Source organism: Streptomyces sp. KL2 (genome assembly GCF_046529545.1).
In the GTDB taxonomy this organism is placed as follows: domain Bacteria; phylum Actinomycetota; class Actinomycetes; order Streptomycetales; family Streptomycetaceae; genus Streptomyces; species Streptomyces radiopugnans.
Genome location: NZ_CP127170.1, coordinates 1,674,034 through 1,697,307, shown reverse-complemented (window position 1 = coordinate 1,697,307; position 23,274 = coordinate 1,674,034). Strand labels below are relative to the sequence as shown.

Here is a 23,274-nt window from a genome sequence, read left to right as displayed (position 1 = left end):
CTCCTCATGAAGCGGTGTCGATACGGGAACGGGAGGCGGGAACTCCCGCGGTCATGCGGTCATGGTCCGGCCACCGTCCGGCGGGCCCGTCCGCTGGGCCCGCCGCACGTCGTAGGGCGAGCGGCCGTTCGCGGTCCCCGGCTGGAAGCCGCCGGCACGCGCGTAGCGCTGGGACACCTCGGTGAGCTCCGCAGGGGAGATGACGTCGTGGACGTGGTCGAAACCGGCCGGGGCGCGCGCAGGCCAGGTCGATCACCACCTCCGGGCCCTTGGCGCGGCTGGCCAGCTGGAGCCGGGTCATGGCGGGCCGCCGGTCGCGCTCGTAGGCCGCCAGTGCGCCGGCGGGGTCGTCGTGCCGGGCGAGGGCGTAGGCCGGGGCGCGGGCGTCGACGACAGACCGGGTGGTGGCGTTGGAGCCCATCGGAGCCATGGCGTGCGCCGCGTCTCCCAGCAGTGTCGTCCGTCCGAAGGACCACCTCGGCAGGGGGTCCCGGTCCAGCAGGGGGAACTCCACCACCGGTCCGTCGCCCTCCAGCAGATCCTCGATCGACAGGTCGCCGTACCGCCGGCCGGCGAAGTGGGAGAGGAACTTCTCGCGGGGCACGGGCCGGTTCCAGTCGGTGCGGTCGACGGGTTCGCCGTCGGCGGGGGCACGGGAGGCGGCCCAGTTGATGAGGACGCGGCCGTCCGGTCCTGGGCCGGGGAGGGGGTAGGCGACCACTTTCCGCAGGCCGTCACCCATGACGACCATGGAGCACCCGGTGAGGAAGGGCTCGCTCCGGGGCGTGCCGCGCCACACCACCGTGCCGTCGCAGGCCGGACTGCCCTCCTCCGGGTACAGGAGGCGGCGTACCGCCGAGCGGATGCCGTCGGCACCCACCAGGACGTCCGCGTCCAGGGTGTCCGAGGTGCCCGCCGCGGGATGTTCCAGCAGTACGCTCAGCCGGCCGCCGGCCGTCTCGGTGAAGGAGGCGAGCCGGGAGTCGGTGAGGACGGCGTCCGGTCCCAGCCTGCGGCGCACCGCGTCCGCCAGAACCTCCTGGAGCCTGCCGCGGTGCACGGACAACTGGGGCCGGCGGTGTCCCGCGGCCTGTCCGCGGGGCTCGCGCCAGACCACGGCCCCCCGGTGGGTGCAGTAGACCAGTTCGCGGACCGGTACGGAGACGGCCGCCACCTCTCGGTACAGCCCGAGCGCGGCGAGTTCGCGCACCGCGTTGGGCAGCAGGTTGAGACCGGCTCCCAGGGGGCGGAGCGCCGGCGCGGCCTCCGCGACGACCAGATCCTCGAATCCCGCGTCGTGCGGACCCAGCGCCGCCGAGAGTCCTCCGATCCCGGCCCCGGCGATCAGGATGCGCATGCTCCAGCCCTCTGTGAGGTCGGTCGAACGGGTCGGTGCGGGTCGGAACACCGTCCCTGAACCAAGCGTTCTGCATGCGGTGATTACGATCAATAAATGAAGCGCTGTCCCGATTTAAGGATCGTCCATGGCCGCTGGTATCGATGTGCTCAGCGAGCTTCTGCGCCCCTTACGACTGCACGGCATCTTCTACAGCAAGTGGATCGCGGGAGGTCACTGGGGAGTCCAGGGCGCCGACGACAGCTGTGCCGTCCTGCACTACATGCTCAGGAACGGGTGCGTCATCTCCTTCGGCGACGGATCGGAGGCACTGCGGCTGGACACCGGGGACCTCGCGGTCTTCCCCTACGGCACCGCGCACACGTTCGCCGACAGCGAGGGCCGGGGGCGATCCGTGCTTCCGCTGAAGTCCCTCCTGCCCGACACCAGCCCCGGCTCCTCCCTGTGCGTGACGGTAGGCAGCGAGGAGCCGGACACGGAGATACTGTGCGCGAGCCTCCACTACGACCCGGCCGGTGAGCCGTCCCTGTACCGCGCGCTGCCCCGGGTGATCGTGCTGCGCAGGGACATACTCGAGGGCGAACTCCTGCTGCAGCGCACGCTGGAGTCCCTCACCACCGAGATCGAGCGGACGGCCCCGGGCACCAGGCTGGTGACGTTGCGCGCCTTCGAGATGATCTTCGTTCTGGCCCTGCGCACGGCACTGGAGCAACTCGCCGAGACCTCGCCCGCGCTTCAGGCGCTCAGGCATCCGGGCATCGGCAGGGCGCTGCTGGCGATGTACGCCGGATACCACGAGCCGTGGACGGTCGAGTCGCTGTCCCGCGAGGCGGGCATGTCGCGGTCCGCGTTCGCCCAGACGTTCCGGCGGCTCGTCGGCGAGCCGCCGGCGCGTCATCTGGCTGTTCGGAGGATGCAGGAGGCGAGGCTGTTGCTGGCGGACCCGACCGTGGCGCAGGCGGACATCCCGGAGAGGGTCGGCTACCGGAGCGCCGTCGGGTTCCACATCGCCTTCCGCAAGGAGTTCGGCGTCACCCCGGGGGAGTACCGCGCCTCCCGGCAGGCGGTCGCGCCGATGCCGCGGCCGCGGACACCACGTGCGTTCCGCGGGCGAGCATTTCCAGCTGGGTGAGGTGGAAGAATTGCTCCTCATCGGTTCCGACGGTCGGGACGAGCAGGCGGGTGTTTCCGACCCGCACCACTCGTTCCGCCGCCGGATCGCAGTGGCGCCAATTGCAGACGGCGAGATCCGAATAGGCGAGGAACGGGGTGCCGCGGCCGAGACGGCGGCACACCTCCTCCCACGGTTCGGCGACGGACCGGGGGGTCGGCGTCCCGCGCCGCGGCTCGACTCGGTGGTACGCGTGGACGAGGATGCCGAGCACGCTGGCGGCCCGCTGGAGCCAGCGGTCGGGCAGGGCCTCGGGGCCCGCGTCGAGTACGGGGAGTGCCTCCAGGCGCAGCCGGAGGGCGAGGGCGGCGTAGAGGTCGGGGAGCTCGGCGGCAACCTCGTCCCACAGGCGGTGCGAGGCGGGGAATTCTGATACCGGGGGTTCGGCGGGTATGAAGCCGTGTTCGAAGGACAGAGGACCGAGGTTTTCGTGCCCCAGTTTTCGGTTGGCCTGCTCGGATCTCCGGATCGTCTCGCTCACGGATAATTTCGGCCCGTGGCTGCGCATCAAGGCCTCCTCGTTTATCGGTGTGAGCCAAAACAATGCTCCACCGCCTCGTAAAGAGCCGCAATGAGCGATGAGACGCAGCGGCTTGATGTTCGTCCAGGACGCGACCGGGCCGGACACGGATTCCGGAGGGGCCCACGCCACGCCCTACGCTGGGGGTCAGCCAGTCACGAAAGGCCAGCATGAGCGACTCCCGGCCCCGCAGATCCGTCTCGCCGCACCAGCCCGTGCGCGAACAGGTGGCCGACGCCCTCCGCGCCGCGCTGACCGCGGGCGAGCTGCGGCCCGGGAGGGTCTACTCCGCTCCCGCTCTCGCCGCCGAGTACGGCGTCTCGGCCACCCCCGTGCGCGAGGCCATGCTGGACCTGGCACGCGAGGGGCTGGTCGAGACGGTGCGGAACAAAGGGTTCCGCGTGGCCGAGACCACCGAGCGGGACCTGGCGGACTTCACCGAGATCCGCGCACTGATAGAGGTCCCGACCGCCGCCCGGCTGGCACGGGCGGCCACCGCCGGGCAACTGGCCGAGCTGAGGCCTGCCGCCGACGAGGCCATGGCCGCCGCCCGCGCCGGCGATCTGGTCTCCTATCTGGACGCGGACCACCGCTTCCACCTCGGCCTGCTCTCCCTGGCGGGCAACCCCCGCCTCGTCGAGACCGTGGGCGACCTGCGCCGCCGCTCCCGTCTCCACGGGCTGGCCGGCGCCCTCACCGGCGCCGGTGGCACGCGTGTGCTGGTGGAGTCCGCGCGCGAGCACATCGAGCTGCTGGACCTGATGCTGGCCGGTGACGCGGACGGCGCCGAGCGGCGCATGCGCCACCACCTCACCCAGGCCCGCGCCCTGTGGGCGGTCCGCCGCCGTGAGCGTGTCCCCGGACGGGGCGGGAGCGGACGGGCCGGGCCGGGCGGGGGGAGCCCCCGGGCCCGCGGTGACGCCTGACGCCCGGTGCCTGCCGCGTGCCGCCCGCCCGTCCGGGGGTCTCCTCGTGGACGCCGTGGCGCGGCGGCCGGTGGGCCGCCGCGCCACAGGTGCGGTGCTCGGAGTGCTCTTCGGGAGCTAGCCGGTGCTGCAGGACACCGTCGGCCAGGTCCAGTTGCCGTTGTGCTTGATCGTGACCCCGAAGTTGTTGCCGCTGCCGTTGGGCCTGGCCACCAGCACCTGGCTGCTGGGCCAGGTGGCGGTGATGTTCCAGGTCGACAGGATCGTGGCGGGGGAGGGGACGTTCATCGTCACCGTCCAGTTGCTGGAGCCGGACACCGAGACGTTGAGGTTGTACCGGTCGTCCCACCTCTCGCCCGCGGACAGGGTCGCGGTGCAGCCGCCGCCACCGCCACCACCACCGCCACCACCGCCGGAGGTGCCGCCCACGGTGATGTTGGAGCTTCCGCTGCTCTGGTAGCCCTCGGTCGCCATGATCATGTAGTCATGGCTGCCCAGCTGCATTCCGGCCCGGGCCCACGCGTCGAAGTGGTTGCCGGTGGTGATGGTCCCGCCGGTCCTCTTCTGCTGCCGCACGCTCCAGTACTGGTTGAAGGTCCTGTTCCCCTCGATGGAGGGGGCGTTGTACCGCGTGGTCTGGTAGATGTCGTACGTGCCGCCGTCGGTGGTGACCGTGCCCTTGAAGGTCCCGGTGGGCCGGTAGGTGCCCCAGTTGTCGACGATGTAGTACTCCACGAGCGGGTTCCTGGACCACCCGTAGAGCGTCAGATAGGCGTTGCCGGACGGGTTGAAGCTGCCGGAGTAGGTCACGGTCCGGCGGCCGCCGGTGCTCCAGCCCTTGCCGATGACGAAGTTGCCGGTGTTGCGCCACGAGGTGCTGTAGTTGCCGCCGGAGCCCATGGTGGCGGAGACCGTCCCCGGGGCATCGGTCCAGAACGAGTAGAAGTACCCGTTGTGGTTGCCCGTCTGGTTCGAGGTGACGGTCTGGGCGTGGGCGGCACCGGGCGGGAGCGCCAGGGTCGCGAGCAGTGCGGCGCAGGCACTGGCGATGAGCAGCTTCAGCCGGGCGAACCGGCCCCTCCTCGGCAGCGGGCCGATGCGGCCGGGTCTGCGTCTCTTCCGCTGTGCGGGGGCGTCGTGCATGTGCGTGCCTCCTCGTAGGGGTTGGCGGCGATGCCAGGCAGCGCGTACGGACCGGCATGAGCTACGCCGGCCCCGGGTGGGACCGGTCACCGCACGCCGGTGCCGTACGACGACGGTGGGAGTCGATCGGTCGGTCGTCGCACGGCCGACGACCGAGGAGCCGGGCCACGGTGGGTGGCCCGGGCCGACAGCGGTCGGGGCCTGTCGACGCCGACAGTGTTGATTTGCCCTGATGGGTTGTCAACAGTTTCCGCAAGGATTACGGAAGGAGCCTGGTGCCGTGAATCTTTCCGGGTTGGCATAATCCCTGCTCAAATGCCGTGCAGCGCGGGAGGTTCTCGGCTTCTCCCGCCAGCGTCCTCGACCTTGCGGTCAGGTCTCGGGAGATCGACCCCGTAACTTCCGGATCAGTTCCGGAAGTTACGGGGTCGGGTGTGGCCGGATGCGGCGGGGGACGGGACGGAACAAGGCCGTCCCCGGTCCGGAAGAGATCCGGACGGGGGACGGAGCGAGGGGAGCGGGGCGGCCGGGGCCGCCGCCTCAGCACTCGATGACGTTGACGGCCAGCCCGCCGCGGGCGGTCTCCTTGTACTTGACCTTCATGTCCGCGCCCGTCTCCTTCATCGTCTTGATGGCCTTGTCCAGGGATACGTGGTGGCGGCCGTCGCCGCGCAGGGACATCCGGGCCGCGGTGACCGCCTTGACCGCGGCCATGCCGTTGCGCTCGATGCACGGGATCTGGACCAGGCCGCCCACGGGGTCGCAGGTCAGGCCCAGGTTGTGCTCGATGCCGATCTCGGCGGCGTTCTCGACCTGCTCGGGGGAGCCGCCCAGGACCTCCGCGAGGCCGCCGGCGGCCATGGAGCAGGCCGAGCCGACCTCTCCCTGGCAGCCGACCTCGGCACCGGAGATGGAGGCGTTCTCCTTGAACAGCAGGCCGATGGCGCCCGCGGTCAGCAGGAAGCGCACGACCGTGTCGTCGTCCGCTCCGGGCACGAACTCCATGGCGTAGTGCAGCACGGCCGGGATGATGCCCGCCGCGCCGTTGGTGGGGGCGGTGACGACGCGCCCGCCGGCGGCGTTCTCCTCGTTGACCGCCATCGCGTAGAGCGTCAGCCACTCCATGGCGCGCGCCGCGGCGTCCCCCTCGGCGCGCAGCCGCCGCGCCGAGGCGGCCGCGCGGCGGCGGACCTTCAGGCCGCCGGGCAGGATGCCCTCCCGGGACAGGCCGCGGGCCACGCACTCGCGCATCACCCGCCAGATCTCCAGCAGGCCCGCGCGGATCTCCTCCTCGCTCCGCCAGGCCCGCTCGTTCTCCAGCATCAGCGCGGAGACGGACAGGCCCGTCTCGCGGGTGGCGCGCAGCAGCTCGTCACCGGTGCGGAAGGGGTACTTCAGCACCGTGTCGTCGAGTTTGATGCGGCCGGAGCCGGCCGCGTCCTCGTCCACCACGAAGCCGCCGCCCACCGAGTAGTAGGTCTTCTCCAGCAGCGGTGCGCCGTCGGCGCCGTACGCGGCCAGGGTCATGCCGTTGGCGTGGTACGGCAGCGAGCGGCGGCGGTGCAGCACCAGATCGCGGTCGACGTCGAAGGCGATCTCACGGCCCTCACCGCCCTCGGGGTCCCCCTCCCCGCTCCCGGCGGTGAGCAGGCCCAGCCGGCCCGACCGCCGCACCCGCTCGACCTCCGCCTCCGCGGCCTCCACGTCGACGGTGCGCGGCGAGTGGCCCGCCAGGCCCAGCAGCACCGCCTTGGGCGTGCCGTGGCCGTGGCCGGTGGCGCCCAGGGACCCGAACAGCTCGGCCCGCAGCGAGGCGGTGCGGTCCAGCACGCCTTCCTTGCGCAGCCGGCGTGCGAACATCCCGGCCGCCCGCATCGGGCCGACGGTGTGGGAGCTGGAGGGGCCGATGCCGATGGAGAAGAGGTCGAAGACGGAGATGGCCACGGTGGCGGACTCCCTTGTCTGCTCGTGGTTCGCGGCCCGCCGGGCGCGGCGGGCGTGGAGCCCCGCGGGTGCGCGGGGCGGAGAACGGTGCCGGATGGTGCCGGACGGTGCCGGGGTCCGGGCGCGCCGCCGGCCGGGCGGCGCACCCGGGTGCCGCGTCCCGGGCCTACAGGCCCGGGTACAGCGGGTGCTTGTCGGCCAGCGCGGAGACGCGGCCGGCCAGCTCCTTGGCCTTCGCCTCGTCGAACGAGGGCTTCAGCGTCTCGGCGATGACGTCCGCGACCTCGCGGAAGTCGTCGGCGGTGAAGCCGCGCGTGGCCAGCGCCGGGGTGCCGATGCGCAGGCCCGAGGTGACCATCGGCGGGCGGGGGTCGTTCGGGATGGCGTTGCGGTTGACGGTGATGCCGATGGAGTGCAGGCGGTCCTCGGCCTGGCGGCCGTCCAGCTCGCTGTCGCGCAGGTCGACCAGGACCAGGTGGACGTCGGTGCCGCCGGACAGCACGGCGACGCCCGCCTCGGCGGCGTCCGGCCGCGTCAGCCGTTCGGCCAGCAGCTTCGCGCCCTCCAGGGTACGGCGCTGGCGGTCCTTGAACTCCTCCGTCGCCGCGATCTTGAAGGAGACCGCCTTCGCCGCGATGACGTGCTCCAGCGGGCCGCCCTGCTGGCCGGGGAAGACCGCCGAGTTGATCTTCTTGGCGTGCTCCTGCTTCGACAGGATCACCCCGCCGCGCGGGCCGCCGAGGGTCTTGTGGGTCGTGGTGGTGACCACGTCCGCGTACGGCACCGGGTTGGGGTGGAGCCCTGCGGCCACCAGGCCGGCGAAGTGCGCCATGTCCACCATCAGCAGCGCGCCCACCTCGTCGGCGATGCGGCGGAAGGCGGCGAAGTCGAGCTGCCTCGGGTACGCCGACCAGCCGGCGATGATCAGCTTCGGGCGGCGCTCCTTCGCCAGCCGCTCGACCTCCTCCATGTCGACCAGGCCGGTGGCGGCGTCGACGTGGTAGGCGACCACGTCGTACAGCTTGCCGGAGAAGTTGATCTTCATGCCGTGGGTCAGGTGGCCGCCGTGCGCCAGGTCCAGGCCCAGGATGGTGTCGCCCGGCTGCAGCAGGGCGAACATCGCCGCGGCGTTGGCCGAGGCGCCCGAGTGCGGCTGGACGTTGGCGGCCTCGGCGCCGAAGAGGGCCTTCACCCGCTCGCGGGCGATGTCCTCGATCACGTCGACGTGCTCGCAGCCGCCGTAGTAGCGGCGGCCGGGGTAGCCCTCGGCGTACTTGTTGGTGAGGACCGAGCCCTGGGCCTGGAGCGCGGCGACCGGGGCGAAGTTCTCCGAGGCGATCATCTCCAGGGTGGTCTGCTGGCGGCGCAGCTCGGCGTCGACGGCTGCGGCGACGTCGGGATCGACCTCGTGCAGGGAACTGTTCAGAAGCGACATCCGGGTCTTTCCGATCGTGGTGGGCTGGCGGCGGACGGCGGGTCCGGGCGCGGAGCAGGCGGGCGGGCCGCCGCTCACTGGCCGGTGAAGGCGGCGTACTCGTCGGCGGACAGCAGGTCCCCCGGCTCGTCCGCCACCCGGACCTTGAACAGCCAACCGCCCTCGTAGGGGGCGGAGTTCACCAGCGCCGGGTCGTCCACCACGTCCTGGTTGACCTCGGTGACCTCACCGGTGACCGGCGCGTACAGGTCGCTGACCGACTTGGTCGACTCCAGCTCGCCGCAGGGTTCGCCCGCGGTCACCGTGTCGCCGACCTCCGGGAGCTGCACGAAGACGACGTCGCCGAGCGCGTTCGCCGCGTGCTCGGTGATGCCGATCGTCGAGACGCCGTCCTCGGCGGCCGACAGCCACTCGTGCTCCTTGCTGTAGCGCAGCTGCTGGGGGTTGCTCATGGCGTGATTCTCCTGATCAGGGGTGCGGTGTGAGAAACGGGTCTTGCCAGGTGGGACGGTGTCCCGGGCGGGTGGTGCGGCCGGTGGTGCGGGGGCGGCCGGGGCCGTCAGCGTTCGCGCCGGTAGAACGGCAGCGCGACGACCTCGTAGGGCTCATGCGTACCGCGGATGTCCACCGCCACACCCTCGGTGCCCGGGGCGGCGTGGGCGGCGTCCACGTACGCCATGGCGATCGGCCTGCCCAGCGTGGGGGAGGGGGCCCCGGAGGTGACCTCGCCGATCACCGAGCCGTCCGCGCCGACCACCGCGTACCCCGCGCGCGGCACCCGGCGGCCGGCGGCGACCAGGCCGACCAGCTTGCGCGGCGGGTTCTCGGCGACCCGCCCGGCGGCGGCCTCCAGGGCGGTACGGCCGGTGAAGTCGCCCGGCTTGTCGAACTTCACCACGCGGCCGAGTCCGGCGTCGAAGGGGGTGGTGGAGCGGGTCAGCTCGTGCCCGTACAGCGGCATGCCCGCCTCCAGCCGCAGCGTGTCGCGGCAGGACAGCCCGCACGGCACCAGGCCCGCGTCCGCGCCGGCCTCGGTCAGCGCCCGCCACAGCGCCTCGGCGTCGCCCGGGGCGACGAACAGCTCGAAGCCGTCCTCGCCGGTGTAGCCGGTGCGGGCGATCAGCGCCTCCACGCCCGCCACCGTGCCGGGCAGCCCGGCGTAGTACTTCAGGCCGTCGAGGTCGGCGTCGGTGAGCTCGGCCAGGACGGCGGGCGCCTGGGGTCCCTGGACGGCCAGGAGGGCGTAGGCGTCGCGGTCGTCGCGCACGGCGGCGCCCGTGAGACCGGAGCCGTCGAGCCGCTCGGCGAGGGCGTCCAGCACCACCTGGGCGTTGGAGGCGTTGGCGACGACCAGGTACTCCTCCTCGCCCAGCCGGTAGACGATCAGGTCGTCGAGGATGCCGCCGGACTCGTCGCAGATCATGGTGTAGCGCGCCCGGCCCACGGGGACGGCGGACAGATGGCCGACCAGGGCGCGGTCCAGCAGCTCGCCGGCCTGCGGGCCGGTGACGGTGATCTCGCCCATGTGGCTCAGGTCGAACAGGCCGGCGCGGGTGCGCACGGCGTTGTGCTCGTCGCGCTCGCTGCCGTAGCGCAGCGGCATCTCCCAGCCCGCGAAGTCCGTCATGGTCGCGCCCAGGGCGCGGTGCACGGCGTCGAGGGCGGTGCGGCGGGGGGAATCACTCATGGTCGGCAAGCTCCCAGGCGAGGTGGCGATGTCGTACGAGGACGGCGGGAAGGACACGCCCTCCCCATCTGTCATCGGAACCTGAGAGGTTCGCCGCGAGTCCGCACGGGCGGGCCACGGCTTGCACCTTGGGTGGGACGGCTCCGCTCGGGGCCGCCCGCTTTTCAGATCTGCCTCGTCCACACGGTATCGGGGCCTGAGAGATTCAAGGGAGGACTTGCTCCTTCGGCGCCCCGGAAACCGTCGTGACCTGCGTTTTCCGGGAACTCTCCCGTGCGGACTCGATCGGCCGGTATGCAGTTGACACGCTCATCATCGCACGCCCGGCGCACACCGCCCCCGGGCGGGCGCGAAGCCGCGCCGCCACGTCCCGGACGAGAGGGGTGACGAGACGGGTACGGCGCCGTGACACACCTGGTGAGCGGCCACCTTGTCCGCCGTCATCCTTCTTGACACGCTCTGGGTGACGCCGCGAGCGCGTGGCGCGAAAGCGGGGAGGACGTATCCGGTGAGCAGCCTGGAGAGTGCTTGTACGGCACAGGGCGGGGCGCCGCCCCGGCGCAGGCCCGCGAAGGCGCCGGGAAAGGCGGTGCCGGGGAGGGCGGTGCCGGGGAAGGCGGCGGGCAAGGCGGTGCCCGCGGCGGCGGGCAGAGCGGACGGCCGCGATCTGCGCGGCACCGCGGCGGTCCGGGTCCTGCGCTTCCCCGCGGGCGACCGCGTGGTCGTCTCCGGGCTGCCGGGCAGCGGCAAGTCCACCCTGATCCGCCGCGTGGTCGCCGAGGACGACGCGGTCGTGCGGATCGACTCCCAGGACATGAGGGAGCGCTGGGAGCGGCGGATGCCCGCCCGGCTGCCGTACGCCGTCTACCGCCCCCTGGTGAGGGTCGCGCACTACCTCGCGCTGCGGCGGGCCCTGGCCTCGGGGGCCGGTGTGGTGGTGCACGACTGCGGCGCCCAGGGCTGGGTGCGCCGCTGGCTGGCCCTGGACGCGCGGCGGCGCGGGCGGGCCGTGCACCTGGTGCTGCTGGACGTACCGCCCCAGGTGGCGCTGGCCGGGCAGGCGGAGCGGGGGCGCGGGGTGTCGGCGTACGCCTTCGCCCGGCACCGGCGTGCGGTGCGCCGCCTGGTGGCGGACGCGGAGGCCGGGCGGCTGCCCCCGGGCTGCGTCGCCTCGGTACTGCTGGACCGGACGGCCGCGGGGGCGCTGCGCGGGGTGGTGTTCGACTGACGCCCGCCGTCCGCGCCCCCGTGGAGGCGGGCGCGGACGGCGGACGGACGCACCCGCCCGGTGCCGATAGGGTTTTCCCATGACCATCCCGCAGCAGTACGGACCGGGGCACGGCGGCGGCTGGCCCGGCAACGAGCTGGAGGAGACCCTCGCCGCCTCCCTCGGCGCCCCCGGAGCGGGCGCCCGGCTGCTGGAGGTGCTCGGGCGCAGCAGTCTGTGGGTGCCGCTGCCCGAGGGCGGCGGGCCGGCGAGCCCCAATCTGGACCTGCCCACGATCCAGCTCGACGGAGCGCCCTACGTCCCCGTCTTCAGCTCCGAGCAGCAGTTCCTGCAGTGCGTCGGCTCGCACCTGTCCTTCGCCGTCGCGCCCGCACGGGAGTTCGCCCGCGGCCTGCCGCCGCAGGTGGGGATCGCGGTCAACCCCGAGGGCACCGTCGGCGTCCCCCTGCCCCCGGCCGCCGTGGCCGAACTGTGCCGGGAGGGCGGGGCCGAGGGGATCCCGGGGGTGGCGAGCGGCGCCCGGGTCCGGCTCTTCGAGCCCGACTGGCAGGAGGAGCCGGTGGACTTCCTGGCCGCCGCGGCCGGGGAGTTCGCGGTGCTGCCGCAGGTCCGCACCGCGCGCCGCGGCCTGGCCAGCGTCGAGGGCGACCCGCCCGCGCTGTTCGTCGGAGTGGAGCTGGACCTGCTGGACCCGCAGGCCCGTGCGGCGGCGCACGACGCGCTCGGCCGCGCGCTGGGCCGGGAGCCGGTGCGCTGGCCGGTGCAGATGGTGCTGCTGGACGCGGCCCAGGACCCGGTCGTGGACTGGATGCGCCAGTGCGTGCGGCCCTTCTACAACCGCCAGGACCAGCCGTACTGACACCCGGGCCGGACGGTGTCCCGGGCGGCTGCGCCCGGGGAGCCGGTCCGGTCGCACTCCGGGCGTCCGTGTCCGGAGACGGTCGAGTGGTCCGGGCACTGTCGGGTGCGGACCGTAAGCTGGTTGGATGTCGGGGCGGGACGCGCGCGCGGCCCGGTGAGCGAGGACGACGCGAGAAGGGGCGGCCCACGTGAGCGCGGGTGGAAGCGTTGAGCAGCTGCTGCGGCAGGTGGCGCCCGGGCGGTACGACACCTATGAATCGCTGCTGCACGCCCTCGCCTCCGGCCGGGTGTGGATGCTGCTCTGGCACGGCCGGGCCGGATCCCCCGACGCCCAGTACGGGAACATGGAGGTCGCCGGGCACGGCTACGCGCCCTGTGTGACCTCCGAGCAGGAGCTGGCCGCCTCCGGCTGGACCAGGGAGCACGAGGTGGTCGGCGGACGCGAGATCGCCGCCGCCCTCTTCCCCGACCGCTGGGGGCTGTGGCTCAACCCGCACGCGCCCGGCGGCGGCGTCGGCGTCCCCTGGCTGGACCTGCGCCGGATCGCGGGCGGGCTGGAGAGGCTGCCGGCCGGACCGCTGCGCATCGGTGAACCGACCGTGGACGTACCGCACTTCTACGCCCAACTGGTGCACAACGCCCACCGCACGCCCGCCGTGCGCACCCTGCGCCGGGCCTGGGTGCAGCCCGCCCTGGGCGCGCCGCAGCTGGTGATCGGGCTCGACCTGTACGACTCCGCGCCGCAGGCGGTGGAGTCGGTGCGGTCGATGATGCAGCAGTCGGTGGCCGCGGTGCCGGACGGACTGGCGGTGTCCACGGTGTCGATGTCGGACGAGTACGACCCGGTCGCCATGTGGCTGCGGGCCAACTCCCGCCCGTTCTTCGACCGCGACGCCCACGCCGCCGCCCCCGCGGCGGCCCCCGGGCACGGCTACGGCTACCCCCGCCCCTACTGACGTGGAATCACCGGCCGGACGCACCCGCACCGCAGGGCTCGCGGAGGGGTCTGCGGCGGGGCCGGAGCGGTGGGGCGCCGAGGGTCCCGCAGGCGCCTTCCCGCGGCCCGCCGGCGGCCGGTTGTTTCGTCCGGTATCCACGCTTTGACCTGCGCTGTCGCCGTTTCGGGCGCCAGGGTCTCAGGTCTATATCACCGACATGCGGACAGTTCACACCGATGGTTGGGCGCAGTACTGTTCGGGCGACCAGCAGTCAAACCGTCACCGACCCCTGAGGTGGAACATGCGAATAACCGGTTCCAGGGTCGTCCAGACGATCGCGGCGACCCTCGCGGTTGGTGTGATCGCCACTGGATGTGCCAGTGAACGAGGCGAGAAGAACGAAGGCAAGGGTGGGGACACCTTCGTCTTCGGCGCCGCCGGAGACCCGGGCTCGCTGGACCCGGCGCTGGCCAGTGACGGTGAGACGTTCCGGGTCACCCGCCAGGCATTCGAGGCGCTGATCGAGCACGAGCCGGGCGGCACCAAGCTGGTCGGCGGCCTCGCGGAGTCGTGGGAGGCCGACGAGAGCGGCACCGAGTGGACCTTCAAACTCCGCGAGGGCGTGAAGTTCCACGACGGCGAGAAGCTGACCGCCGAGGCGGTGTGCAAGAACTACGACCACTGGTTCAACTGGACCGGTACGTACCAGGAGAGCGCGGTCTCCTACTACTGGCAGAAGATCTTCGGCGGCTTCGCCAAGAACGAGAACAAGGACACGCCCAAGGCCAACTACAAGGGCTGCGAGGCGAAGGACGAGCACACGGTCGTCATCAACGTGCACGAGGCCACGGCCAACCTGCCCGGCGGCTTCTCGCTCCAGGCGCTGGCCATCCACTCCCCGAAGGCCATCGACGCCTACAAGAAGCAGGAGCTGAGCGGCGAGGGCGACGCCATCTCCTACCCCAAGTACAGCCAGGAGGCCGGCACCGTCGCGGGCACCGGTCCCTTCCGGATCACCAAGTGGGACAAGGGCAACAAGGAAGTCACCCTCGAGCGGTTCGACGACTACTGGGGTGAGAAGGCCGGCGTCGAGAAGCTGGTCTTCCGCACCATCGCCGAGGAGTCCGCGCGCCGCCAGGCCCTGCAGGCCGGCAACATCCACGGTTACGACCTGGTCGCGCCCTCGGACGTGAAGACCCTGGAGAAGGAAGGCTTCCAGGTCCCGGTCCGCGGCGTGTTCAACATCTTCTACATGGGCATGTCGCAGGAGGCGAACAAGGCCCTGAAGAAGAAGGACGTCCGCCAGGCGATCACCCACGCCATCGACCGCGAGAACATCGTCAAGACGCAGCTCCCCGAGGGCGGCGTGGTGGCCACCCAGTTCATGCCGGACACCGTCGACGGCCACTCCAAGGACGTCCCCACCTACGAGTTCGACACGAAGAAGGCCGAGGACCTGCTGAAGAAGGCCGGTGAGGAGAACCTCAAGGTCACCTTCTGCTACCCGACCGAGGTCACCCGCCCGTACATGCCCGCCCCGGCCGACATGTTCGAGCTGATGAAGGCGGACCTGGAGAAGGCCGGCATCAGCGTCACGCCCAAGCCCATGAAGTGGGCCCCGGACTACATCGACGCCACCGAGGCCGGCACCTGCGACCTGCACCTGCTGGGCTGGACCGGTGACTTCAACGACGCCTACAACTTCATCGGCACCTGGTTCGCCGGCTACGACAAGCAGTGGGGCTTCCGCGACGACAAGGTCTTCGACGCCGTGAAGAAGTCCAGCGCCGAGCCGGACGTCACCAAGCGGGTCGAGCTGTACAAGAAGGCCAACGAGGCGATCATGGAGTACATCCCGGGTGTTCCGGTCTCCTCCTCCCCGCCGTCCATCGCGTTCGCCAAGGACGTCAACCTTCCCGAGGTCTCCCCGCTGACGCAGGAGAACTTCGCCGAGGTCTCCTTCAAGTAAACGCATGACCGCGCGCAGGTCCGCCCGGCCACGGCATCCGAAGTGGCCGGGCGGACCTGCCCATGAGGACCAAGAAAGGGGCATCGCGGGGTGTTGCGTCTCGTCGTACGAAGACTGCTCCAACTGATACCCACCCTGCTGGGCCTGTCGGTTCTGCTGTTCGTCTGGCTGAACCGGCTGCCCGGCGGACCCGCTGCGGCCATGCTCGGCGAGCGTGCCACAGCCGCCGACAGGGCCCGCATCGAGGCGGCCCTCGGGCTCGACCAGCCCGTGTGGGTGCAGTACGGCCGCTTCCTCAGGCGGCTGTCCGAGCTGGACCTGGGAGTCTCCACCCAGACCGGCCAGCCGGTGTGGGACGAGTTCACCCGGGCGTTCCCCGCCACGGTGGAGCTCGGGATCTCGGCCATGATCATCGCCATCGCCGTCGGTGTGCCGCTGGGCTACTTCGCCGCCCGCCGGCGCGGCAGTTGGCTGGACGTCACCGCGGTCTCCGGCTCCCTGGTGGGCATCTGCATCCCGGTGTTCTTCCTGGCCTTCCTGCTCAAGGCGGTCTTCGCCGTCCAGCTCGGCTGGTTCCCCAGCTTCGGCCGCCAGACCACCGGCATCGACGCCACCGAGGTCACCGGCTTCTACGTCCTGGACGGCATCCTGACCGGCGAGTTCGACGCGGCCTGGGACGCGGCGATGCACCTGGTGCTCCCCGCTCTGGCGCTCTCCTCGATCCCGCTGGCCATCATCACCCGCATGACCCGGGCCAGCGTCCTGGAGGTGCTGGGCGAGGACTACGTGCGCACCGCCGAGTCCAAGGGGCTGAGCCGCCAGGTGGTGCGCGGCCGCCATGTGCTGCGCAACGCGCTGCTGCCGATCGTCACCGCCGTCGGCCTGCTCACCGGCGGTCTGCTGTCGGGTGCGGTGCTCACCGAGTCGGTATTCGCCTTCGGAGGCATCGGCTCGTTCATCAAGACCGCCATCGACGAGCGCGACTACCCGGTCCTGGTGGGCTTCATCATGTTCATCGCGGCTGCGTACGTCGTCATCAACCTGCTGGTTGACCTCGCCTACAGCCTTATCGACCCGAGAGTGCGGGTGCACTGATGAGCACCAAGACCGACAAGATCGACCGGCTCGCCGAGCTCACCGCCTCCACCGAGACCTCCACGGGCGCCAGTCTGTGGGTCGAGGCCTGGCGAAGGCTGAAGGCCAGCAAGATGGCCGTGATCGGCGCGTGCATCATCGGTGTGTTCGTGGTGGTCGCGATCGTGGGCCCGTGGGTCGCCCCGTACAGCCCCACCGCGCAGCTGTGGCGCGGTGAGGTCCTCACCAACCAGAACATCTTCGTCGGCCCCCGCGCCGAGAACTGGCTCGGCCTGGACCACCTGGCCCGTGACGAGTTCTCCCGGATGCTGGTGGGAGCCCGCCAGACACTGCTGGTCGGAATCGTCGCCACACTGCTGGGCTTCACCATCGGCGCGCTGATCGGCGGTGCCTCGGGTGCGGCCCTCGTGCTGGGCGGCAGGGCAGGACGCCGGATCGACACCGCCGTGATGCGCGTCATCGACATCATGCTGGCGCTGCCCTCGCTGCTGCTGGCCGTCTCCATCGCGGCGGTCCTGGGCCAGTCCCTGACCACCGTGATGATCGCGGTGGGCGTGGTGCAGATCCCCATCTTCGCCCGGCTGCTGCGCGGTGCCATGCTGGCGCAGGGCGGCTCGGACTACGTGCTGGCCGCCCGGGCCCTCGGAGTGCGCAAGCGGCGCATCGCGCTCGGCCATGTGCTGCCCAACTCCCTGAGCCCGGTGATCGTCCAGGCCACCTTGAGTCTGGCGACCGCCATCATCGAGGCGGCGGCGCTGTCCTACCTCGGTCTGGGCAACCCCGACGCCGCCGAACCGGAGTGGGGCGTCATGCTGGCCCAGGCGCAGAGCTACTTCGACAGCGCACCGATGCTCGCGATCTACCCCGCGCTGGGCATCATCGTCACCGCGCTCGGCTTCACCCTGCTGGGCGAGGCGATGCGGGAAGCCCTCGACCCGAAACTGCGGAGTTGATCACATGGCCCTGCTTTCCGTGGACGAACTGACCGTCACCTTCACCCAGCGCGGCCGGCGCGATGTGAAGGCCGTGTCGGGAGTGTCCTTCGACGTCGACCAGGGCCAGGTCGTCGGCCTGGTCGGGGAGTCGGGCTGCGGCAAGTCCGTCACCTCGCTGGCCCTGATGGGGCTGCTGCCCTCCAGGGGCGTGAAGGTGGGGGGCCGGGCCGACTTCGACGGCACCGACCTGCTGACCCTGAGCCCGAAGAGGATGCGCGACCTGCGCGGCTCCCAGCTGGCGATGATCTTCCAGGACCCGCTGTCCTCGCTGAACCCGGTGGTCCCCATCGGGGTCCAGGTCACCGAGATCCTGAACCGGCACCGTGGGCTCAAGGGCGAGGCCGCCCGCAAGGAGGCCGCCTCCCTGCTGGACCGGGTCGGCATCCCCGACCCCGACCGGCGGCTGAAGGAGTACCCGCACCAGCTCTCCGGCGGCATGCGGCAGCGCGCCCTGATCGCCATGGCGGTGGCCTGCGCACCGCGGCTGCTGATCGCCGACGAGCCGACCACCGCCCTGGACGTGACGATCCAGGCCCAGATCCTGGAACTGCTCAAGGAACTGGTCGACCAGGAGGGCACCGCCCTGCTGATGATCACCCACGACCTGGGCGTGGTCGCGGGCCTGTGCGACCAGGTCAACGTGCTCTACGCGGGCAAGGTGGTGGAGTCCGCCGCGCGGCGTGAGCTGTTCGAGGCGCCGACCCACCCGTACGCCAACGGGCTGCTGGGGTCCATCCCCCGGCTCGACGCGCCGCGCGGCGAGCCGCTGAGGCCGGTGCGCGGTTCCATCAACGACACGATCGCCTGGGAGGACGGCTGCGCCTTCGCCCCCCGGTGCGACCACTACACGCTGGAGTGCCTCCAGGGCACCCCGGTGCTGGGCGAGCCCCGCAAGCCCGGGCACCAGGTGCGGTGCGTCAACCCGGTGCTCTCCGGGGGCGCCGCCGAACTGCGCCGGTCCGCGCTGCCCGAGCCGGACGAGGTGCCCGGGACGGACGCCGCCGACGGCGCTGGCCCGGGGAAGGCCGATTCGGTGGAGAAGGCCGATCCGGCGGAGAGGGACGTGGCGGTCGGAACGGCCGGCACGGCCGAGAAGGAGGCCGGAGCATGAGCCTGCTCCAACTGAACGGTGTGAAGGTCCACTTCCCGGTGAGGAGGGGCATCCTCTTCGACCGCACGGTCGGCCACGTCTACGCCGTCGACGGGGTCTCGCTCTCCGTCGAGCCGGGCCAGACGTACGGCCTGGTGGGCGAGTCGGGCTGCGGCAAGACCACGCTGGGCCGGGCGGTCCTGCGGCTGGTGGACGTCACCGACGGCGAGGTCGTCTTCGACGGCACCGATCTGGCGAAGCTGCCGGACGAGGAGATGCGCCGCTTCCGCCGCCGGCTCCAGATGGTCTTCCAGGACCCGCTGGGCAGCCTCAACCCCCGGCAGAACATCGAGTCGATCCTCTCCGAGGGCATGGAGGCCCACGGCATCGGCGCGGACCAGGCCGAGCGCAGGGAGAGGATCCGCGCGATCCTGGCGAGGGTCGGGCTGCCGGCCAACGCGCTCTCCCGCTATCCGCACGAGTTCTCCGGCGGGCAGCGCCAGCGCATCGGCATCGCCCGGGCGCTGGTCCTGGAACCGGACGTGATCATCTGCGACGAGCCGGTCTCCGCGCTGGACGTCTCCATCCAGGCCCAGGTGATCAACCTGCTGGAGGAGCTCCAGCAGGAGATGGGCCTGACCTACGTGGTCATCGCCCACGACCTGGCCGTGGTGCGGCACATCTCCGACGTCGTCGGGGTGATGTACCTGGGCTCGCTGGTGGAGGAGGCGCCCAGCGACACGCTGTACGCCGAGCCCCGGCACCCGTACACCCGGGCGCTGATGTCGGCCGTGCCGGTGCCCGATCCGGAGGTCGAGGACAGCCGCGAGCGCATCCTGCTCACCGGCGACCTGCCCTCCCCGGCGAACCCGCCGGCGGGCTGCCGCTTCCACACCCGCTGCCCGTGGAAGCAGGAGACGCGCTGTGCGACCGAGCGCCCCGAGCTGCGGGACCTGGGCGGCGGGCACCGGGTGGCCTGCCACTGGGCCGAGGAGATCGCCGACGGCCGGATCAGCCCCACGCACAACGCGGCCCAGGTGGTCCCGGCCGGGCACGCCGAGCACCACGACCGGCGCGCCGAGCCGGCCGCTGCCGTGAACACGGGGAGGGCCGAGCAGACGGAGGAGGCCGCGACCGCGGCCGAGTGAGCCGTACGCCCCGCTCTCCCGGCCCCTCGGGCGCCGTGTCCCCCCGCACCGCCCGCCTCCGCCCCATGAGCGCGGAGGCGGGCGGTGCGGCGTACGCGGCACCTGTTACAACCGGGGGGTGGATCTGTTCACCCCCTCCGTCCAGCACTGGCTCGACCTGGCCGGGATCTTCGTCTTCGCCGTCTCCGGCGCGCTGCTCGCCGTCCGCAAGAACTTCGACGTCGTCGGCATGGCGCTGCTCGCCTCGGTCACCGGGCTGGGCGGCGGGCTCTTCCGGGACCTGGTGATCGGGGCGGTGCCCCCGGCCGCCTTCACCGATCTCGGCTATCTGCTGACCCCGCTGGCCGCCACGGTGCTGGTCTTCTTCCTCCACCCGCAGGTGGAGCGGATCAACCGGGCGGTGATGGTCTTCGACGCGGCCGGGCTCGGCCTGTTCTGCGTCACCGGCACGGTCAAGGCGCACGCCTACGGGCTCGGCCTGACCGCCTCGGTCGTCATGGGGCTGGCCACGGCGGCGGGCGGCGGTGTGCTGCGCGACGTCCTGGCCAACGAGGTCCCCTCGCTGCTGCGCTGGGACCGCGAGGTCTACGCGGTGCCGGCCGTCGTCGGGGCGACGGCGGTGGCACTGCTGATCAAGGCCGGGGAGCTGAACGGGGTGACCAGCGGCGCGGCGGCCGCCCTCGCCTTCGTGCTGCGGCTGCTGGCCCTGCGCTGCAACTGGCGCGCGCCGAGGGCCTGGCACCGCCGCAGCCAGCGGACCGAGGGGAGCGAGGAGGAGGCGTGAGGGCTGCCGAGACCTGGCTACTAGCCGGTAATAAAAGCCTGTACCGTGTACTGCCATGACCGAGGCAACCATCGGTACCAGCGCGTTCGATCGCGACACGGCCGTCACCGCACAGGGAGAGGGCGTCTACGGCGCCGACCTCTCCGCCCAGTGGACCATCGGGCACGCCGTCAACGGCGGCTACCTGCTGGCCCTGCTCGGCCGCGCCCTCGGCGACGCACTGCCGCACCCCGACCCCTTCACCATCACCGCGCACTACCTCACCGCCTCCCGGCCCGGCCCGGCGACCGTGCGCACCACCGCCGTGCGCGCCGGCCGCACCCTGTCCACCGGCGCCGCCTCCCTCCTCCAGCGGGACGAGGACGGGCGGGAGGTGGAGCGCATCCGCGTACTGGCGAGCTACGGGGACCTGGCCGCGCTGCCCGACGACGTCCGCACCAGCGCCAAGCCGCCGCAGATCCCGCCGTACGAGAGCTGCCTCGGGGCCAGGGACGGCATGGACCCGTCCGCCGTTCCGCCCATCACCCACCAGATCGACCTGCGTCTGGATCCGGCCACCGTCGGGTGGGCGGTCGGCGCGCCCAGCGGGCGCGGCGAGATGCGCGGCTGGTTCGGGCTGGCCGACGGCCGCGACCACGACCCCCTCTCCCTGCTGCTGGCCGTGGACGCCCTGCCGCCCACCGCCTTCGAGCTGGGCCTGTCGGGCTGGGTCCCGACGGTGGAGCTGACCGTCCACGTCCGCCGGCGCCCGGCCCCCGGGCCGGTGCGGGTGGCCGTCACCACCCGCAACCTGGCCGGCGGCTTCCTGGAGGAGGACGCCGACGTCTGGGACAGCGAGGACCGGCTCGTCGCCCAGTCCCGCCAGCTCGCCCGCGCCCTGCCGGCCTGAGCGCGGTCCCGGACCCGGTCGCGGCCCTGGCCCCCTCCGCGGGGGCCAGGGCCGCGACCGCATGCGGAGGGCGGTACGGGGCACACGTAACGACGTCGCCCGAGTGCCCCGGCACCCGCCGTGACCGGCGCGAACGCGGTGCGCGACCGGGTGGGCGGGGCCGGTGGCGCGGGAGTGGCGAAGCCCTTCACGGGTAGCCTGAAAAGGGACGAAAAACGCCAAATGCGACAAATCTCCCCCGTGAGAGAAGTGAAGGTGGTCAACGGATGTACGCCGTGAAGAGCACACTGCCCGACCAGGACCTCAAGGTCGTCGGAGAGGCGCTGCAGGGCGCACTGGTGGACCTGGTCGATCTGTCGCTGGTGGCCAAGCAGGTCCACTGGACCGTGATCGGGCCGCGGTTCCGCTCCATCCACCTCCAGCTCGACGAGGTCGTGGAGACCGCGCGCACCTACTCCGACACCGTCGCCGAACGCGCCGCGGCCCTGGGCCTGGCCCCCGACGGCCGTGCCTCCGCCCTCGCCTCCGGCAGCGCCATCACCGGAGTGGAGAGCGGCTGGCACCAGGACGACAAGGCCGTCGAGGTCATGGTCGGCGCGCTGGCCTCCGTGGTGAACCGGATGCGCGAGCGCATGGACGCCACGGAGAAGCCGGACCCGGTGACCCAGGACATCCTCATCTCGATCATCGCCGACCTCGAGAAGCACCACTGGATGTTCCAGGCCGAGCACAAGGTCGACTGAGGGGCGCCCGCCCGCCCCGCGGCGTCCGGGGCGGGGCTCCGGAGCGAGGACCGGCCGTCTGGCCGGTCCTCGCTCCCGTCCCGGCCCGGGCGGCTCGTAGAATCGGTTAACCATGGCCTACCTTGACCACGCCGCCACCACCCCGATGCTTCCGGAGGCGGTGCAGGCGATGACCGCCCAGCTCGGCCTCGTCGGCAACGCCTCCTCCCTCCACGCGGCGGGGCGGCGGGCCCGGCGCACGGTTGAGGAGGGGCGCGAGGCCCTCGCCGCCGCCCTCGGCGCCCGGCCGAGCGAGGTGGTCCTCACCTCCGGCGGCACCGAGGCCGACAACCTCGCCGTCAAGGGCCTGTACTGGGCCCGGCGCGCGGCCGATCCCGTCCGCACCCGCGTCCTGGCCAGCCCCGTGGAGCACCACGCGGTCCTCGACGCGGTCCACTGGCTCGCCGACCACGAGGGCGCCCGGGTGGAGTGGCTGCCGGTCGACCGCCTGGGGCGGGTCCACCCCGAGGCGCTGCGCGAGGCGGTCGAGCGCAGGCCCGAGGATGTCGCCCTGATCACCGTGATGTGGGCCAACAACGAGATCGGCACCCTCCAGCCCACGGCCGAACTGGCGTCGATGGCGGCCGAGTTCGGCATCCCGATGCACGCGGACGCCGTCCAGGCCGTCGGCCAGGTGCCGGTGGACTTCGCAGCCTCCGGACTGGCCGCGATGACGGTCAGCGGCCACAAGATCGGCGGTCCGTACGGCGTCGGCGCACTGCTGCTGGGCCGGCAGTGGGCCCCCGCACCGCTGCTGCACGGCGGCGGCCAGGAGCGCGACGTGCGCTCCGGCACCCTCGACGTGCCCGCCGTCGCCGCCTTCGCGGTCGCCGCGCGGCTGGCGGCCGAGCGGCGCGAGGAGTTCGCCCGTGAGGTCGGCGCCCTGCGGGACGCGCTGGTGGCGGCCGTGACCGAGGCCGTGCCGGACGCGGTCCTGGGCGGCGACCCCGACCCGGCCGGGCGGCTGCCCGCCAACGCGCACTTCTCCTTCCCCGGCTGTGAGGGCGACTCGCTGCTGCTCCTGCTGGACGCCCAGGGCATCGAGTGCTCCACCGGATCGGCCTGCACCGCCGGCATCGCCCAGCCCAGCCACGTCCTGCTGGCCACGGGCACCGATCCGGAGCTGGCCCGGGGCACCCTGCGCTTCTCGCTGGGCCACACCTCCACCAAGGCGGACGTGGACGCGGTGGCCGCCGCCATCGGCCCGGCCGTGGAGCGCGCCCGCGGCGCCGGTCTGTCGTAGCCGTGAGCAGGCCGCCGGTCCGCCTCCGGCGGCGGCCCGCTCACGGCCCGCTCACGGCCTGTTCACGGC

Annotated in this window: 21 protein-coding genes and 1 riboswitch; of the genes, 14 read left to right on the top strand and 7 right to left on the bottom strand. The window is 72.3% G+C overall.

Features of this window, described 5'->3' with window-relative positions:
- Nucleotides 1-4: 4 nt before the first annotated feature.
- Nucleotides 5-1,357, bottom strand: a complete 1,353-nt coding sequence (locus tag QPK52_RS07555; protein ID WP_410536348.1) for an FAD-dependent monooxygenase — start codon at nucleotides 1,355-1,357, stop codon at nucleotides 5-7.
- Between the two features lie 127 nt (nucleotides 1,358-1,484).
- On the opposite strand from QPK52_RS07555, the gene QPK52_RS07550 reads away from it, so the two are divergent.
- Nucleotides 1,485-2,489 (top strand): AraC family transcriptional regulator, encoded by a 1,005-nt coding sequence (locus QPK52_RS07550; protein ID WP_410536347.1) that lies wholly within the window; start codon nucleotides 1,485-1,487, stop codon nucleotides 2,487-2,489.
- On the opposite strand, the gene QPK52_RS07545 is transcribed toward QPK52_RS07550, so the two are convergent.
- On the bottom strand, nucleotides 2,389-3,036 hold the full coding sequence (locus tag QPK52_RS07545) for a hypothetical protein (protein WP_410536346.1): 648 nt from the start codon (nucleotides 3,034-3,036) through the stop codon (nucleotides 2,389-2,391). The genes QPK52_RS07550 and QPK52_RS07545 overlap by 101 nt on opposite strands.
- A 182-nt stretch (nucleotides 3,037-3,218) precedes the next feature.
- On the opposite strand from QPK52_RS07545, the gene QPK52_RS07540 reads away from it, so the two are divergent.
- Entirely contained in the window at nucleotides 3,219-3,974 is a 756-nt protein-coding gene (locus QPK52_RS07540; RefSeq protein WP_410536345.1) for a GntR family transcriptional regulator, read from the top strand.
- Between the two features lie 117 nt (nucleotides 3,975-4,091).
- Here the strand turns inward: QPK52_RS07540 and QPK52_RS07535 are convergent, their stop codons facing one another.
- The 5 genes from QPK52_RS07535 to gcvT form a co-directional block, all read right to left on the bottom strand.
- Nucleotides 4,092-5,117 (bottom strand): glycoside hydrolase family 11 protein, encoded by a 1,026-nt coding sequence (locus QPK52_RS07535; RefSeq protein ID WP_410536343.1) that lies wholly within the window; start codon nucleotides 5,115-5,117, stop codon nucleotides 4,092-4,094.
- A 540-nt stretch (nucleotides 5,118-5,657) separates the two neighbouring features.
- The gene (locus QPK52_RS07530; RefSeq protein WP_410536341.1) at nucleotides 5,658-7,061 is read right to left on the bottom strand and encodes an L-serine ammonia-lyase; all 1,404 of its coding nucleotides are present in this window, start codon (nucleotides 7,059-7,061) and stop codon (nucleotides 5,658-5,660) included.
- A gap of 166 nt (nucleotides 7,062-7,227) precedes the next feature.
- Complete coding sequence (gene glyA / locus QPK52_RS07525) at nucleotides 7,228-8,496, bottom strand: serine hydroxymethyltransferase (RefSeq protein ID WP_410536339.1); 1,269 nt, start codon at nucleotides 8,494-8,496, stop codon at nucleotides 7,228-7,230.
- A 74-nt stretch (nucleotides 8,497-8,570) separates the two neighbouring features.
- Nucleotides 8,571-8,948 (bottom strand): glycine cleavage system protein GcvH, encoded by a 378-nt coding sequence (gcvH, locus tag QPK52_RS07520; protein WP_410536338.1) that lies wholly within the window; start codon nucleotides 8,946-8,948, stop codon nucleotides 8,571-8,573.
- Nucleotides 8,949-9,055: 107 nt separating this feature from the next.
- A complete protein-coding gene (gcvT, locus tag QPK52_RS07515; RefSeq protein WP_410536337.1) occupies nucleotides 9,056-10,183 on the bottom strand; it encodes a glycine cleavage system aminomethyltransferase GcvT in 1,128 nt (375 codons plus the stop codon).
- 174 nt (nucleotides 10,184-10,357) lie between these two features.
- Nucleotides 10,358-10,467: riboswitch (glycine riboswitch) on the bottom strand.
- A gap of 224 nt (nucleotides 10,468-10,691) precedes the next feature.
- Here gcvT and QPK52_RS07510 point away from each other — a divergent pair.
- The 12 genes from QPK52_RS07510 (at nucleotide 10,692) to QPK52_RS07455 (ending at nucleotide 23,205) form a co-directional block, all read left to right on the top strand.
- Nucleotides 10,692-11,411: an AAA family ATPase gene (locus QPK52_RS07510; RefSeq protein WP_410536336.1), complete on the top strand. Its 720-nt coding sequence runs from the start codon at nucleotides 10,692-10,694 to the stop codon at nucleotides 11,409-11,411.
- Nucleotides 11,412-11,490: 79 nt separating this feature from the next.
- Nucleotides 11,491-12,270: an enhanced serine sensitivity protein SseB gene (locus QPK52_RS07505; RefSeq protein WP_410536335.1), complete on the top strand. Its 780-nt coding sequence runs from the start codon at nucleotides 11,491-11,493 to the stop codon at nucleotides 12,268-12,270.
- Between the two features lie 190 nt (nucleotides 12,271-12,460).
- On the top strand, nucleotides 12,461-13,228 hold the full coding sequence (locus QPK52_RS07500; RefSeq protein WP_410536334.1) for an enhanced serine sensitivity protein SseB C-terminal domain-containing protein: 768 nt from the start codon (nucleotides 12,461-12,463) through the stop codon (nucleotides 13,226-13,228).
- A 283-nt stretch (nucleotides 13,229-13,511) separates the two neighbouring features.
- Nucleotides 13,512-15,179, top strand: a complete 1,668-nt coding sequence (locus QPK52_RS07495; protein ID WP_410536332.1) for an ABC transporter substrate-binding protein — start codon at nucleotides 13,512-13,514, stop codon at nucleotides 15,177-15,179.
- A 90-nt stretch (nucleotides 15,180-15,269) separates the two neighbouring features.
- Nucleotides 15,270-16,274, top strand: a complete 1,005-nt coding sequence (locus QPK52_RS07490; RefSeq protein ID WP_410536330.1) for an ABC transporter permease — start codon at nucleotides 15,270-15,272, stop codon at nucleotides 16,272-16,274.
- A complete protein-coding gene (locus tag QPK52_RS07485; protein WP_410536328.1) occupies nucleotides 16,274-17,227 on the top strand; it encodes an ABC transporter permease in 954 nt (317 codons plus the stop codon). The genes QPK52_RS07490 and QPK52_RS07485 overlap by 1 nt, the downstream gene beginning before the upstream one ends.
- A gap of 4 nt (nucleotides 17,228-17,231) precedes the next feature.
- Complete coding sequence (locus QPK52_RS07480) at nucleotides 17,232-18,380, top strand: ABC transporter ATP-binding protein (protein WP_410536326.1); 1,149 nt, start codon at nucleotides 17,232-17,234, stop codon at nucleotides 18,378-18,380.
- On the top strand, nucleotides 18,377-19,507 hold the full coding sequence (locus QPK52_RS07475; protein WP_410536324.1) for an ABC transporter ATP-binding protein: 1,131 nt from the start codon (nucleotides 18,377-18,379) through the stop codon (nucleotides 19,505-19,507). The genes QPK52_RS07480 and QPK52_RS07475 overlap by 4 nt, the downstream gene beginning before the upstream one ends.
- Nucleotides 19,508-19,625: 118 nt before the next feature.
- The gene (locus QPK52_RS07470) at nucleotides 19,626-20,291 is read left to right on the top strand and encodes a trimeric intracellular cation channel family protein (protein ID WP_410536322.1); all 666 of its coding nucleotides are present in this window, start codon (nucleotides 19,626-19,628) and stop codon (nucleotides 20,289-20,291) included.
- A 55-nt stretch (nucleotides 20,292-20,346) separates the two neighbouring features.
- On the top strand, nucleotides 20,347-21,180 hold the full coding sequence (locus QPK52_RS07465; RefSeq protein ID WP_093661791.1) for a thioesterase family protein: 834 nt from the start codon (nucleotides 20,347-20,349) through the stop codon (nucleotides 21,178-21,180).
- 266 nt (nucleotides 21,181-21,446) lie between these two features.
- Complete coding sequence (locus QPK52_RS07460) at nucleotides 21,447-21,923, top strand: Dps family protein (RefSeq protein WP_093661789.1); 477 nt, start codon at nucleotides 21,447-21,449, stop codon at nucleotides 21,921-21,923.
- Nucleotides 21,924-22,035: 112 nt separating this feature from the next.
- Nucleotides 22,036-23,205, top strand: coding sequence for a cysteine desulfurase family protein (locus QPK52_RS07455; protein WP_410536320.1), 1,170 nt, complete (start codon nucleotides 22,036-22,038; stop codon nucleotides 23,203-23,205).
- The last annotated feature ends 69 nt before the right edge of the window (nucleotides 23,206-23,274 follow it).